The organism is Caballeronia sp. A2-2 (assembly GCF_057612605.2).
Genome location: NZ_CM173618.1, coordinates 516,525 through 531,611 on the forward strand (window position 1 = coordinate 516,525; position 15,087 = coordinate 531,611).

11 protein-coding genes are annotated in these 15,087 nt (G+C 55.5%); 4 read left to right on the forward strand and 7 right to left on the reverse strand.

Annotation, left to right across the window (positions count from 1 at the left end):
- Window positions 1–61 precede the first annotated feature (61 nt).
- Window positions 62–3,301, forward strand: a complete 3,240-nt coding sequence (locus ACZCWR_RS25925; RefSeq protein ID WP_487305879.1) for a phosphoribosyltransferase-like protein — start codon at window positions 62–64, stop codon at window positions 3,299–3,301.
- A gap of 207 nt (window positions 3,302–3,508) precedes the next feature.
- Here the strand turns inward: ACZCWR_RS25925 and ACZCWR_RS25930 are convergent, their stop codons facing one another.
- The 3 genes from ACZCWR_RS25930 to ACZCWR_RS25940 all read right to left on the reverse strand — a co-directional run bounded on the left by ACZCWR_RS25930 (window position 3,509) and on the right by ACZCWR_RS25940 (window position 5,385).
- Window positions 3,509–3,820, reverse strand: coding sequence for a hypothetical protein (locus tag ACZCWR_RS25930; RefSeq protein ID WP_487305880.1), 312 nt, complete (start codon window positions 3,818–3,820; stop codon window positions 3,509–3,511).
- A gap of 60 nt (window positions 3,821–3,880) precedes the next feature.
- On the reverse strand, window positions 3,881–4,204 hold the full coding sequence (locus ACZCWR_RS25935) for a hypothetical protein (RefSeq protein ID WP_487305881.1): 324 nt from the start codon (window positions 4,202–4,204) through the stop codon (window positions 3,881–3,883).
- 149 nt (window positions 4,205–4,353) lie between these two features.
- Entirely contained in the window at window positions 4,354–5,385 is a 1,032-nt protein-coding gene (locus ACZCWR_RS25940) for a helix-turn-helix domain-containing protein (RefSeq protein WP_487305882.1), read from the reverse strand.
- Between the two features lie 386 nt (window positions 5,386–5,771).
- Here ACZCWR_RS25940 and ACZCWR_RS25945 point away from each other — a divergent pair, with 386 nt between their 5' ends.
- Both ACZCWR_RS25945 and ACZCWR_RS25950 read left to right on the forward strand, forming a co-directional pair.
- Window positions 5,772–6,869, forward strand: a complete 1,098-nt coding sequence (locus tag ACZCWR_RS25945; protein ID WP_487305883.1) for a CAP domain-containing protein — start codon at window positions 5,772–5,774, stop codon at window positions 6,867–6,869.
- 13 nt (window positions 6,870–6,882) lie between these two features.
- Complete coding sequence (locus ACZCWR_RS25950) at window positions 6,883–7,608, forward strand: TapB family protein (RefSeq protein ID WP_487305884.1); 726 nt, start codon at window positions 6,883–6,885, stop codon at window positions 7,606–7,608.
- A gap of 1,086 nt (window positions 7,609–8,694) precedes the next feature.
- Here the strand turns inward: ACZCWR_RS25950 and ACZCWR_RS25955 are convergent.
- The 3 genes from ACZCWR_RS25955 to ACZCWR_RS25965 form a co-directional block, all read right to left on the reverse strand.
- Window positions 8,695–9,888, reverse strand: coding sequence for a hypothetical protein (locus ACZCWR_RS25955; protein ID WP_487305885.1), 1,194 nt, complete (start codon window positions 9,886–9,888; stop codon window positions 8,695–8,697).
- A gap of 391 nt (window positions 9,889–10,279) precedes the next feature.
- Window positions 10,280–10,933: a hypothetical protein gene (locus ACZCWR_RS25960; protein ID WP_487305886.1), complete on the reverse strand. Its 654-nt coding sequence runs from the start codon at window positions 10,931–10,933 to the stop codon at window positions 10,280–10,282.
- A gap of 251 nt (window positions 10,934–11,184) precedes the next feature.
- Window positions 11,185–11,709, reverse strand: a complete 525-nt coding sequence (locus tag ACZCWR_RS25965; protein ID WP_487305887.1) for a hypothetical protein — start codon at window positions 11,707–11,709, stop codon at window positions 11,185–11,187.
- Window positions 11,710–12,334: 625 nt separating this feature from the next.
- On the opposite strand from ACZCWR_RS25965, the gene ACZCWR_RS25970 reads away from it, so the two are divergent.
- The gene (locus ACZCWR_RS25970) at window positions 12,335–13,903 is read left to right on the forward strand and encodes a hypothetical protein (RefSeq protein WP_487305888.1); all 1,569 of its coding nucleotides are present in this window, start codon (window positions 12,335–12,337) and stop codon (window positions 13,901–13,903) included.
- 665 nt (window positions 13,904–14,568) lie between these two features.
- On the opposite strand, the gene ACZCWR_RS25975 is transcribed toward ACZCWR_RS25970, so the two are convergent.
- Window positions 14,569–15,033 carry a hypothetical protein gene (locus ACZCWR_RS25975; RefSeq protein ID WP_487305889.1) on the reverse strand — a complete coding sequence of 155 codons (465 nt, stop codon included), beginning with the start codon at window positions 15,031–15,033 and terminating at the stop codon, window positions 14,569–14,571.
- Window positions 15,034–15,087 lie beyond the last annotated feature (54 nt).

Genomic DNA, 15,087 nt, shown 5'->3' on the forward strand with positions numbered 1-15,087 from the left:
GCAACTCTTGATCGACTAGCTGCCGTTAGAAGCGGTCTACAGGACTTATTTCGAGAAGAGAATGGATCTTAACTCCGAGGTTCAACCGTCACTGGAGTCTGTCGAGTATGAGTTGTCTCTTTTGCCGCAGGGCGGCGGACCGGACAACATCTATCACAACGCAAGGCGAAGCGTAAGCCGTTACGTTGTGTCTCTTTTCGACGCAGAGTCGGCATTGAACATGTCGCTTCCCGATGCGATAGGCATCGCGCTAGAATCGCCAGCGTCGGTGGCGTCACGCACGGCCGCCATTGTGCTGCTCAGAATCGCAGGCGAACCGGGAGTTCTTCCAGAGAACAGCACCGCGAATCAGCTGCATCGAAAGCTTGTCCAATTGGTCGAGCGACACGCGCCAGATCTTTGTAGGCGTTTGAATTTCGATAGGAATGCGCAGACCTTCGAGAAGTTTGATGCGATGACTGCGCTCCACTCGCAAATTTGTGAATCATTGCGAGTGCTGCGGTCGCTAACGCCTAACTTGTCTCTGATCCTTACCAACCGGCAAGCAATCATCAAAGCGGTCTCCAGTGACCGGAACGCAGCTTATCTTCAGCCGTTCCAGCAACAGCGTGTGAAGGCAGCTCTTACCAAAATACTCTCGGACGCTGAAGAAATTCTCTCCTGCCGTGACCATTCTTTTAGTTCTCGAGTGGACGCACTATCCGATTTTATCGAAGCGGAAAGCGTTTGGATCGAAGCGTGTCCTAACTTCTTTACGATCGACTATTACAGGTTAAGCCTGACAGTCGTTCGGAGTGCGTTGAAAGAGCTTGCGGCTGCCGCGGTGTCAAGGTTCGTCTGTAACATTACTGCTGTGGGCAGTGGACGAGACATTGCGGACAAGCATTATCCCTTGCACGAGGTAGAGCGAATTGTCCGTGTCTCAATTCCGCTCCGAAATGATGGCCCCGGCGTCGCTGGCAATTGCATGGCTTATCTCGGCACCACCTCGGACTGCATTGACTTTGATCCAGCTGTCAGCCTCGGAGATATTCCTCCAGGCAACTTCTCTCTGTCGTTCGAAGTGATGGTCCTAAAGGCCACCGATAGCGCAAAACTCGCCGTCACGTTCGAATGGGACGTCATGGGAGAGACGTCGCGTCGATCTGTGCTCCTGCCAGTCACATTGATGGGTCAAGATACAAACATCAATTGGTTGGAGGCCCGACAGCATCATCCCTATAATACAGACGTCGCCGAAGGCGAGGAATTTGTCGGAAGGACCTCAAAATTAAACGCGCTGTGCGGTCGCTTCCAGAAGGACAGGATGGGCTCCTCTTTCATCACTGGCCAAAAGCGCGTCGGTAAAACGTCGCTTGCTCGCGCTGTGGAAAGCGTACTGACCGTTGCGGATTCTCGCTTTGCGGTCCTTTATCTTGAATGGGGTCAATATTCCCGTATGGACCCGGTCGAGACGGTCGAAGCACTTGGCACCGAGATAGCAATATTCCTTGCTTCCTACATCCAAGCGGACGTCGACGAGACAAAGCTGAACTTTCGAGGCTCTCTTGCTCCGCTTTCTAGACTAGCGGACGTGCTTGCGCGAGAGTCGCCAGGTCGTAAAATTCTTCTAATACTCGATGAATTCGACGAAATACATCCCGAGATGTATAGGTTCGGTCCATTGGCAGAGGCGTTTTTCTCAAACCTCCGAACTTTGAGTTCGAAGCGAAACATATCCTTCCTCTTGGTGGGTGGCGAGAAAATGCCTTTTGTCATGTCGGCACAAGGTGACCAACTGAATCGATTCGTCAGCGAAGGACTTGATTATTTTTCCAGCGCCTCGGAGTGGGAAGATTACGTTGAACTCGTCCGGAAACCTTCGCGCGGTGTCCTGACGTGGAGCGATGCAGCGGTTCAGGCCGTATTCAACGCTACAAACGGCCATCCTTACTACACAAAACTACTTTGTGCCGCGGTTTATCAACGTGCCGTGGACGAGAGGGATGCCGTTGTTACGGATACCGATGTTCACCGGTGTGAGGACCGAGTAGTAAGCGAGATCGACAGTAATTCGTTCGCGCACCTATGGAAAGACGGGATTAGTGAAGACCGCGAACGTGCTGAGATAATCGAGCTAAATCGCCGACGATTTCTATCCGCCTGCGCTAGAACTCTTAAAAGCGGTCAATCTGTCAGTGTGGAGACAATCGCGCAGTTCCGCCAAGGTTTGAAGATCGCACAACACGAGATAGCTCCAATTTTTAACGATTACATACGTCGCGGAATCGTGGTGGAAACCGTTGAACACAACACGTTCCAGTTCTCGATCCCGATCTTCCAGCGATGGCTGACAGAGGCAGGTGCAGCACGACTGATGTCCGACGCTCTGGCCGAGGAATACGAAACTGCCGAGCAACAGGCTGATGAGGAAGCAAGAGTTACTTCATCGGAATTGGTGGAACTCGCAGATCGCTGGGGCCCTTACCAAGGCCGGGAGGTCGGTGCCGAAAGGATCAGGTCATGGTTAGAACAAGTCAAGTCGCCGCAGGAGCAGCGGCTTCTGTTTAAGTTGCTGAAAACGCTACGTTTCGTTTCTTCTTTAGAAGTGAGGCATTCTCTTCGCGACGCTCATGCACTTGTTGCGAGACAAATCGCGCCGTTTGTGTCCGAGAAACGTACCGACCGACGGAAGGACATCGCGATCACTTGGGTCGATGGTGAGGGAAAAAGTGGCAATAAGCACGCAGCTCTTTATGCAGAAGAGAACAAGATCTGGAGCAAAGCCCTTCTTCCAGCAGATGGGTTCGAGAAGGCTCTGCAACGATATGAAGATCAAGCCGAATGCAGCGTTTGCGCCGTAGTCATCGTCGATGATTTTATTGGATCGGGACGATCGCTCAGTTCGAACGTCGAGAATTTCGTCAAGCACAACGACGCGCTGTTCATGGAACGACACATGGTGTTGCTCGTAGTTGCCTTAACAGCAACAAAGCGCGGCGAACAAAAGGTGCGAGAGACGCTGAGCAAGTTGGACATTGACTCGGAACTGACGGTGCTTCATCCGATCGACGAGTCGTGCTTGGCATTTGAGGATGGGGGCGAGAAAATCTGGCAATCGGCGGTGGAACGCGAGCGCGCTAAAGAACTCTGTCAACGCATAGGACAGCGCGTCCAAAGAAGCGCTCCATTGGGATATGCTGACCAAGGCGCTCTGCTCGTATTCCCCGATACCGTTCCAAATAACACACTGCCTCTCCTCCACTCTAGTACAAGCGGGCAGGAACCTTGGAACGCCTTGTTTCCAAGACCGAAGAACTAGGCTATCTGGCGTTACAACGGCGTTGCCTCGTCCGCGGTGATCTTGGGGCTGGTGCGATCCCTTGGCCGATACCCGAAGTTCGTCGGATGCGCGGCACGCCGCTGAACGCGATAGCGGGCGGGCTTCGCTTGGCGACCCACTACCGCCGGGTGACAGTAGAGCACTCGAGGGCCGCTAACAAGGCACTTCGATCATCCTTCCTCACTCCTATGCCGCCTGCAGTGCGATTGCAAGGAAGCGATACCTGCGTTGCAACACGTCGATCGGATTGCTCTCTAGGACCTCCTGCTTGGCAATCCGGCGCAGGTTGGCACTCTGACGCCGGTTATTATCCGGTTCCGGAAAGGTGTTGACCATCGCGGCGTGTACACGCGCGACCTTGTCCTTAGGTACATGCTGTTCATGATAGGTTACGCTTACCATGTACCGGTTCTCCACGCTCTCGTCCAGCTCTTGTGCGGTCAGATGCCGGAGGCACCATCCGGACGCGAAGATACAACGGCCACCAGTAATTGTCATTTTCATCCGCCTGAGTTAAATCTTCCCGGGATTCGTCGAGCAGCTGGACCCAAAGGTCTGTCATCTCGAAAGTGAACCGCGCACCTGGATTCGCCGCTTCAAATTCAGCTTAATGAACGACAGGCCTTTTTGCCGAGTCAATCGTGTAACCAAATCCGGATAGTGCTGAGTGAATAGCCAAATGTCGCTGGTCGGCTCGCCAAGGATGAGCACTTGATCGTTGCTCATTTTCGTTGTCCGCGCTCGGGCGCGCAGCTTGAGCAATGGCCGATATTCACGCGTTAGGCCCGCGAGCAGGCTATCAACATCTTTCTCTGCTTGAGATACGTAATCCGACTGACGCTGGCAGTACGATATGAGGAGGCTGGCGGACTGATTGGCCATGCCCCTCCCATGGGTTGAGCAGCCACTACAACATCTGTGGGGCCAGCAGTTTAGAGGCCAGATGGCTCGCTGGTGGCGCACTCGACAAGTCGCCACATCCAGTCAAGCCAGCGCTGCTCGCAAAGCCGGTGGGCCAGGCGGCCGCAACGTCAGCCTCGTATATTCCGAACAGCCGCCTCATATTTTGCGGCCAACGCCTCCAAATTTTCGGATGCCGAGGCCGGCCTAGGGTCGGCGCCTTCGCTGCGCGCCTCGCTGGGCGAACATCCGAATCGCTCCTTGAACGCCCGGTGAAATGTCGACTCGCTAGAAAATCCAGCCGAGTAGGCGATTTCCCCAATGCGCTCGCGGGCTCGCGTGGGATCGGTTAACCGCCTCAGGGCCTCATCCAAACGCTTGCTGCGGATCACGGTGGCCACTCCACCCAGCTCCGCGAACAAATCGTAGAGGGAAGTCCGCGACACCTGCAACGCCCTGCAGAGGGAATTGACGCCAAGGTCGGCGTCCAGAAGGCTCCGCTCGATCAGCGACAACGCGCGCGCGCGAAGCATCGGCGCGAGTCGTGCGTCGGGGCGGCTTGACTCCAGAGTCGCGACCTGCGGCAAAAGGCACGACGCAAGCAGTCCGATGGTTGCTTCGGCCGCAACGCGCGACTGTTCCGCCGACATGTCGGTCAGCAGGTTCGCAAGAGCGATGACGTGAGAGGCCATCATTGCGCCCACGGGGTCTCCCGCCGCGAACGTGGCCCCGTGGAGTGAGGCATGCTGAGGCATCAATCGGTCAAGAGCCGCTCGCGGAACGCTCAGGGTGAGCATTGGCGCATTTACTGCGAACCCAAGATTCTCGACGAGAGTGTCGCGTACGGCGATGGAGTTGAGCGCCACTCGTTGCTGACCGTCAGCCGACTCGGAAGCAAGGCTGCCGCCCAGAAGGCAGTGGACGAGATAGTGGTCGACTCCGGAAGTCGCGATGCGACGACGAGTTCTTTTGAATTGAACTTCATCTTGCGCGAAATGCTTGGTGAGCAGCATCTTCCCGCCGAGGTCCCACGTCTCGATCCTTGCAGAAAACACTGTTTTCGAGCGATCAATCTCGTAGATGGCGCGCAACGCCTCGCGCCAAATATCTTCTGCGTCGGTTCGACCGACGATGTCGCTGTCGAATTGCAATGGCTTCGGCATTTAGTGCTCCGTTGTTTTTCGGCAATTTTATTCGGCGAGAGCGACGGCGCGAAGGTCATTGCCGGCGAAATGACAGGCGCGGGACGAAATGAGAGTAAGTCGCGGACAAATCGAGTGGCGACGCGCCGCCCCCTTGAAAGAAGATTGCGTCATTCGACGACGACCGCGCAAAGCGGCTTCCAACAGAAAGGGACGCCGATGGGTGATTAGAAAGACTGCAATCGCTCTGCGCGAGGAAGACTTCTTGATTGACAAGCGGACTGCCTGAGAGACGTTTAAACGGGCGCTTCTTCCTTGCGGCGCGGGTCGTCGCGTCGAGCAACTCTCGCCGCTCACGCTAATTGTTGCGAATTTTTGCGGCCTCCCTTGCCATAACCGAGGATCAAATGAAAACGAAACGAATTGCCGTAACGGTTGCTTTCACGCTTTTTCTGTCTGCCTGTGGAGGGGGCGGCAGTTCCAACGGCGGCACGCCGACGACGGGCAACGGATCGGGGAGCAACACGGACGCAGGCGCAGGCACAAGCACCGGGACTACGACGACTGCGGCGATCTCGCTACTAACGCCAGCGGGCGCGGGCGCGGCGTCGTTTACCGCGATCGGCGATGCAGTCCACGACTCGCTGGCCTACACCAACGCGATGCGCGCTCAGCTCGGACTTGCGCAACTCAAATATGTGCCGGCTGCGGCGGAAGCGGCGGCACATCATGCATTGAACATGCAGGCGACGGGCCTCATTGGCCACTATGAAGTCGCAGGCCAGCCCGACTTCACGGGAGTCTCACCGACCGACCGCGTTGCGGCCGTTGGATATACGACCAACTCGGTTGGCGAAATTGCCGCAGGCTTTCCGGGAGCGTTTGCAAGCTCGACCGAAGCGATCGACGGCCTCTTCGACGCTCCGTTCCACCGCGCTATTTTCCTGTTTGACACGACGGGCGTCGGCTTCGGTCAGGCGACGACCACCGACTCGTCGAAATATTCGACCTTCGTGGGCGACTTCGTCGACTACGTCGCTTCGACGCCGGACAACAAGCTGATCGCCTACCCGTATGACGGCCAGAAGAACGTCAAGCCGCAGTGGCAAGCGATCGAAACGCCAAACCCGATCGCGAAGAACCATCCAAATCTGGTCGGCCAATACGTCGGCTACCCGATCACGTTGAGCGCCTCGGGCAACGGCGCTTTCTCGAACGTGGTCTTCAAAATCACGGACGCGAGCGGCAACAACGTGCCATGCGACGAGACGGATAATAGCAACAACAGCGAAGCGACGCGCCTGGCGATGTGCGTTTCACCAATTGTCTTCGCCGACAACACTACCTACAAGGTCGTGACGACGGGCACGCTTACTAACACGACGATCCCGACCGCAACGCCCTTCTCGGTGAGTTGGTCGTTCACGACGGGCACGACAATCAACCCTGTCTCGAAGGCTGTGCGCGCGCCGACTGGCCTCGCATTGCCGCGAATTTTGGACTGAGAGGCGGTCCACCATGAGACGCCTGATCGCATTCGCATTCGCATTCGCGTGCGCGGGGCTCGTGGCTTGCGCGCCAAGTTCGCCCCCGGTATTCCCAGCGCCAATCCCCGCGTCGGCCCCGGCGCCGCGCGCTGACGCGCCAGTGTTTGAAGTTGGCCAGAAATGGGTTTTCGCGTTCGTCAATGAAATCGACGCATCGAAGAGCGGCGGTTACTCGCAGCGCGTCGAGCGCGTCGAGAACGGCCACGCTTTTCTTGCCGTGCTTGTGAATGGCGCTCCCGGCGTTGCGGAACTCGACGAAAACGCTTGCATTATTCACGGCCCTGGGGTCGCCTTCGTGCCAAACAACGAGGCCCTTCGTTTCCCGTTGTTCATTGGCAAAGCTTGGTCGGCAGACTACCTTTTCACAGGAGGCGCTTGGGAAGCAAATGATCGCCGCGAAGCGAAAGTCGTCTCATTCGAGCGCGTCGAGACGCCGGCCGGTTCATTTGACACATTTCGCATTGAATCCACGATCACGTGGAGCGGTGTCTCAGGTGGCAGCGACGCAGGTCGCGCCAAGGAAACCGCTTGGTATGCGCCGAGCGTCGGCCGTGTGGTCAAAGAGCGATACGTCGATTATCCGAACAACAAGAACGTCGCGCCCACTTCAACTCGTTATGAGCTTGTCCGCTTCAACGCGTCGCGACCGAGCGCGCAACTATTTCGATCCCACAACCAAAAAGAACAACCGCAATGAAACATCCGAGAATATCTCCCGTCGCGATTGCAACGCCTGCTTTTGCATGATCGCTGGCTGCGCGAAGACAGCGCCCGACGTTGACGTGAACCTAAATGAGACCAACATAGTTCGTGCGCCTGTACCTGCACGAACAGAAGAAGGTTCAGTCCGCGCACTTTTGGCTGCAGCCGGGAGCGAGATCTAAGGTCCGGCGGGGCGTAAGGAGGAAAGTTGTTGCGACTGTGGGAAACTAAAACCCTTTCGTTCTGCGTCTCGCAAGCACGACACGTTGGGCCATTCAGCTCCGCAATTCTCAAGCGTTCGCAGATCTGATCCGCAGTGTTGCCGGACGCAGTTGGTTGACGATCAACGAGCCGCAGATGGAAAGCGAATCGAGCGGACAGAAGCGCACGATCATTTTCGGCTTAGGTCACCATTTTTAGTCATTGGCGGTGGGGCGGCAGCCCTATGCCGGCCGCAGCTTGGACGCCGATCTGAGCCTCGGGGGAGTCGATCGCGCAAGATCGGCTCGCCTTCTCGATCGCCTGATAAGCTGATAAGCGCAACCCGGACCGTCCCGCCTTCGGGGTCAATCGGACTTGAAGATTTTCCCGTGTCCCTGATCGCAGCGTTTGAAGCTGCCTTCGGCCTCGATCCCGCCAGGCGCCCAACAGCGGCTCAGTGGGTGAATCTCCTCAACGGGCTCGAAGCCGATCTGCGGCAATGCGCGGCGCTTCTCTCAACGACCGTGGAACCTATCGAGGCGTCGTAGAACACAACGGCCGGCACAGCACTCTAGCTATCATTCTGCTCTATAGCGCGCGCAGATGCGGGTCAAGCTGAACCACTACAACGTGCGGGCGTGCAGCCCGCCGTTATGTTGATTGCAGACGCGATACGTCTGGCAGAGGTCAGGCTCGACGAACGGAACGCCGATGAGAGCCAAAGCATACGCCTCGGCCTCTCGAATGCACGACAAGCATCATGGGGCCAACATTCCACTCAACAGAGCAATTTGACGCTGATGGTGAGCAGTTCATAGGTAGCCACCTACCGCACTTCGTAGGTACCGCCAGGCACTTCGATAAACCTTTCCGCAGCCGCCTAGCACGGAATCTCTGTACTCTTCGCAGGGTCGTCAGTTAAAGCGCCGTCATAGAACACACTATCAAAGGCGACCAAGCGTTCAACGGTCATTACGCGACTACCCCGCACGTCCACCCAGCCTTTCTCTCTAAGTGGAATGCTCAATGTTCGCACCTCCTCACCGTACACTGCTGCATGCGTATTGGGGTGCAATACCGCGGACATGTGTAGACACTCGGGAATAAATTCAAAATCATGAAGCGCAAGGCAGCACCGTTGCGCACCAATAAACACAACAGGCACATCGCGGTTGCGATGCCTTAGAAAGTACCAGTATAGTTCGTGTGCGCTTAACCGTATCGTCCCGGACGCAAGTTCCATGACATATGAGTCATATTCCCTCGCCGCCGGGACAGTTGCAAGGGAAGGTGCATCATAGGTTATGTAAGACCGGCAATTCTCAAGCCATTCCTCCGGTACAAACAGCGCGACGCAGTTATCTCCCGCAATGTGGTCCCGCAACGACACAGGGAGAGCTTCCTTATGCAACACGTAGAATGTGTTGTCTTTGTACTTGCTCTCTCGAAGCTGATTAATCGATTCGGAGGCATCTTCTGTCCAATAGAGCATTTTCACGTCACTTCCCTTCGCCACATGACGGTCAAGCGCCGCGTTAAGCATCTTCCGATAAGCAAATTCAAATTCATGGAGCTCAGCATTGCGTTCGTTGGCTCCGGTGAAGGCAAATTGCTGGCTTGTGTCTGCTTTGCGCAATTTTTCCACATCACCCTTTTCTGATGATAGTCGACATGAATCAATGACGAGCTGTACCTCTGATGCAACGGCCTGCATTCGGTCGAGCCAACGTGGTAGTAATTCCTCGAACGCTTCTTCTACCGCAGGATTTCGCCATAGCTGCTCGGAGACGAGCCAAAGCCTTTTTTGCATAATGGGGACGACGTTAGTTGCAGTGAGTGCATTCCAAGCATCCTTATAATTTTCTCGTCTGGAGGCTGCTTCAAACACAAATTCCTCTATCGAGTCTAAGAGCGACGTCAGCGTCAACGGTTCCATGCCAACCGTCGGGTCGTAAGGGTCAAAAGGGCACCAGCCGTCATTATCGTCGGCGATGATAAGCACATACCCGTCATCTGCTACGTTATCAAGGGGGTTATGGTCCGCTTTAGGTATAGAGTTGATATTTTGATTCATAAAGATAAGTTGTTTGAATTACTACTGGCCGTGTAGCCGAGTTATTTATCTCTGCTGGTGGCTCTCAAACTGCTCGCGCGTTTGAACAACAGCTAACCTTTCGTAGGCCTTCGCAGATCGAGCCGCATGACAAGTATTTACGGAGCCTTCGTTTCTTGGTTGATCGCTAAATGGCGGCGCAGTGCAGCTACCGCAGGTTTCTAAGTGTTGAAGGCCGGGGTTGCGGGCCGGGAAAGCTCGGTCGGCGAAGTCCGATTGCGCCAGTACGCTCATCAAACGGCGTTTTAGCAAGTGTTGCATCGTAAGCGGGTGCCGAGCACTGGCCAAACACCCACGTACATTTTGCATACAGGCCGCGGCGCACACTGTCAGCGGCGCTATTGCGTCCAGTTCAATGAAGGACATTTGTTCCACGGCTTGTGAGCAGGGCGCTCGCAAACGAGCCGGTATCGCTCAAATGCTCTGCGATGCTGCTCGTCAATAGCACGGTGACCAGATGCCGTGGACTTGACGCCCTCTTCCCCGAGGTGTTCTTAGATTTAAGGCCGTTTCCAACCGCCACTATGGCCGTCATCAAATCGTGCGCGCCTAATGTCGTCGGTTGGGCTTCGTGCAACTGCGACGTTTCCGTCTGCACCGACAGACTATTGTGCGGCGCGATGAAAAAGCAATTGCATGGGGCTCCGTCCGGCAAGAACAGGGCGACAGCACTTTTGCCACCATTGCTCCAGGTCTGCATCGCGGAGCATACTTCCGTGGCGTTTGGCTCAGATAACCAATGGACATGCAGGCCTGAAGTTCTTAGCGTCAGATGGCGCAACGTGGCCAAGGGGTGCTGCACTAACTGGGACGTGAACGACACGGGACCGTGTGCGTTCAGCGCGGCCAACAGAGCGACGTAATTAGGATGCTCAAGTGAGGCGGTTAGAACTGGGAAATCATTAGGTAAAGACCGAGCCATCTGGAATCCCTCCCTGAAATGCGAGGCTGTGGCAATTTCCCCCATCGCAAAAAATCCCGTGGTCTGGTCGAGCTTATTTTTCATCAATTACCTTAAGTTTGTTTGGATTCCGGTTGCCTACCGGTTCTACAATTCACGTCTTGGACAGCTGTTGTCACTGGTCGCGCGACGCTGCTTCCTTGACATATAGCGATTTACACCGCGATCGTTTTCCTAAAACGGAGAATCATGCTCATCTAAAACGGGGAGACGCTGCGAGTCAGCGCCACGCGCAGCTCATGCCTTAGCAACGCGTTTTAGGTCGAGGCGGAGTCGCCCGTAGAGATAGACCTTGCCTACCAGTTGAAGCTCACAGCACCGGCGGCGCTGATAGAGCCGTAGACTTGGCGCTGGTGATTCCGGTCCTTCAAAAGCTTTGTTCGCTCAAGGGAAGTCGCGCTCTCCGCGATGACGGAAGCGTAGAACTTGGTCGCTTGGAACAGTCCCTTGAGACAGTCCAGCAGCAAGGAATTCCATCGGTAGCGTACCGATGCAACGCAATCTGAAAGCACATATACGACGGTTAAAGCGTCAACCGCCCGCTCGAGGATTGGTGAGGCCGCGACGTAGTCGAGGGCGATTGAGCCGGTGCCGAGCCGAAGCATTGTTTGCACGGGCCCACCGTCCCAATCAGACGAGTTGAATGGAATGAGCCAATCTGCAGTTTGGTGAGGCCAATCAACTTCGACGTGCTGTGGAACGGTCACAACCATCAGGGCATCATCTTCTACCGCGAGACGCGGTAGTCCGCGGAAGAGCTCCCCACAAGCAGTGAAGATCCCCGACGTCGCCATGCTCAGTCGTGGTGCTGAGTAGGTCATTGAACTCCGGGGTCTGGACGAGGGACACGCGTCGCGCACTGGCAGACGCGCCGGCTGCATATTGAAACGGTTGAAGTCCAAGCATTGAAATTGTCCTCCCTGTTAGCGAGGACGTGTAGGGCGGCGCTTTATATGAGGTTCGGTCGAATTTCCTGAGGAGCGTCTTCGAGCACTTACTCAAAGAGACGTTCTTCTGCTCCGCCTGGTGATTTTGGAGGTTAGCTCACGGGCTCTTCCCGCTCCCCGCTTTGGGAAAGTCGCCGCAACTCGGCGTGAGCCACCAGTTGCATCCGTCCCTCGTGCAAGACCGTGTTAATCGGTCGGCTCTCTGCACCCACCACCCGCGATCTTCGGACGCCTCGCACGCTCCTCGCAGGAGACTCGAGCCCACCATGAGGCGCCCCGCGTTCTCAGCCGCTGAGCGAATGGCTAATCCGCGGCATCGGGCTACCCCGCTTCTCGACACCAGCGTCTGACCGCAGCAACTCAAAGTCGAATACACCTGGACGGCCCGATTTTCCAGTTTTCGCAAGTGAAAATCTGGAACCACTAACGCTTTAAGGACGGGGAGCGTTTAAACACCGCTCCCTTAACTGGACTGTCTGAAACAAACGCAATCGAACAGATGGACCATATAACTGAAAATTTCAACCACGTGGAACGTGCTCTATATTACGCCATTCGCTTCATGGCGCGCATGGACGAATGCGCTGGCAGTGGAAATGCCACCGACGTTCCCGAAGTTATCGCGTGGGCAGTTGAACAAGTCAAGCCAGAACTTGTAGCGCCATTACGCGAAAGTGGCGGCTATGCGCAGTTTCTGGAAATGCTCAAACACCTCCGACCGCTTCGTGAGGCAGCCGAGAGATTCCGGCGCGCCCATATTGAAGCCGTCTTCTGGGGTGTTCCGGGAGAAGATGAAGGCTATCTGACTTTGCAGCATCTTTGCCATCAACTCGGGTCTAGGGTGTGGCGGCGCACCAATATTTCCGGAAAACGTTCAATCGAGCGCGTAATTCGTGCGGCAACTTCGCGTTATGGCGACGAAAAATATCGTCCGTTCCCGCAACGCGATGTGGGAGGCGAACTTCAATTCACTGGCCCAACGCTAGTGCCACCGAATGCGACCTCGACTTCGCCTGCCATTCCCGACCTGCTTGACGCAGAGCTTCCGATGGGTACTGATGCTGCGTTTCAATATGCCAAGGCGCAATTTCTCGCATGCGATGACGGGGCACATCGATATTGGCACGCAACTCAAGCAACCGTCGCGGGTGATTGGCTTACGCACGATATGCCAGAGGCCGCCGCGCGGATTATCGCGGACGGACTAGTCGAATCGTTCTCCGCTACTGTAAGAGAATTTGTACGGCAGATGCTTAACGTGGAGCGGTATTGGACATTGCTGAGCTATCCAATACGGATGCTCCTGCTGCGTTCGAACGACGAGGCGCTTGTAACGCAAATCATTAACGCCCTGATTAGAAACACAGACTTTCCCCCAGGAAAACTCGGTGATGCTTGGGCAGAACGTGTATGGGCAATGGTAAAACGCCGTGCTATTCGACCGAAGAACGCGCTTGCGGTGCCTATCTTGAGTAGCGAGTCCAATGCGCTTATCCGAACCATCCGTGGCGACCAGATGATGGCATCCAACTGCTTTGTTGTGGAGAGGTCATCACTTCCTCAGCCTTTTTCGTCTCTCGTGCATGAGGGTTTTGCCTTTATCGTGCAGGCGCCAGAAGGTTGGCTTGACGCGGAAGACATGTTGGAATCCGACTACGGTCTGACCCTCCAAGGCTATCAAGCGGATTGCAACGAAGACTCCGGACTGTTTCTCCGCCTGAACAAAGCGCTTTATGTCCATACGGCGTCACTATGGCCACATCTATTTAGGTTTAAGCGCATCCTTCCCATACTGTATGTATTTCGAGAGCAGACGGCCCTTGTAGGTTATGAGTTTAATCTATTCCTCGAATTAGCCGCTGTTAGCAACCTTCCAAGAGAATGGGTTCAATGGACGAAAGCGGAAGAATTTGAAAAGTTGAATCCACGCCCTCGGTTCGCAACGACTGTCCATGACCTCACTCAAGTCCCATCTCCTACGGCTCTTGCTGAGGCGATGGACAGGCTGACGCGGTCTTGCCAAAGTTCAAATGAAAGCGCGGTTGCTTCTGACTTGGCTAACGACTAGGAAAGAGATACGGCGAGTCTCTAATATCTGCGACTGGCCGTATATGTGCTTAGTCTTGTAGAGTTACAGCTCGGATCTGCGGTCGACGCCGATCGTCAGCGATCTCCGAGCACGATTGCACTTGCGTGCGCGTACAGTATCGCGGGCACAAGCGTTTCCGAGGCAGCTATCGCGGCGGCAGAAAAGTCGCGAAGCAACTCAAACAGCCGTTGCGTCCCCGGCTGGTGAGCCAGTTGTCGCCGCACGCTCGAATTCTTCCTTCTGAGCAATGCTGTTGGCGTGGTGCAGCGAGGGGATAAGAAGCGCTCTGCCTTCTAACTTTCCCTGCAGCCGCCCTTTCCCCCTTGATTGGCTACGAAAGAAAAAGAGAATCGGCCGCCATCTTGCTGTTAGGCGGTGCGTTGCACAATTTGGAGAAGCTCTGCACGCACACGTCAGCGCAGCACGTAAGTGACCTCGAAGTCACAAAATGCGTTGGGGAGTTGACCGCCCGAGCGCGCAAGCTTTTTGGTGAAGGCTGTAGTTTCGCCAGAGCGAACGCTTACGTGTTCGGTCAGATAGAAAAATACGTGCGCTATCGGGCCGTTGCAATTCGATGCAAAAGACGGTGTTCAGGCTTCCCGTCCTCCACGAAGAGCCGGAACGCCAATGAGTTCGAGCGCCCGCTATCGTCGATTATCGCCACTGTTCGAATGGAACTGCTGTGTTGAACGTAAAACATCTTGCGCAAGATCCGATGCGCGCCCGGGCGTGCATGGTGTGTCTTCAGCAAGCCCGAAAAAACTCCACTGCATAAGTCGGAGGGCAAGGCCAATGTCGTCTTCAGGTAAGCTAAGCTTTCCGATCGCTGGTGCAATTAGATCTGCCACGGCCAATACAACATCGGAGTTCGCGTGTACATCGTCATTTTCCTCGCGCGGAGTCAGCTCTTTGCAGTGCAGGCAGCACAAATAGATGACATCAAACGCGGCCACTATGCGTGCCGATGGCGGGCTTTCGGCCATGCGGCTGTCATGCCACAGCACTTCTGCTCGCAACAGCCGTGCTGAAGCAGAATGCTCTTGCCCTGGGACGTCGTCTGATGAAGGCAGCTGAGTCGTTGGCTGCCCATCACCGATATTCTTGCTCATCTGGCCGTCCGCATGTTTGTGATATGCCGAAGCGCTTTGGATGTGAGACAGTGT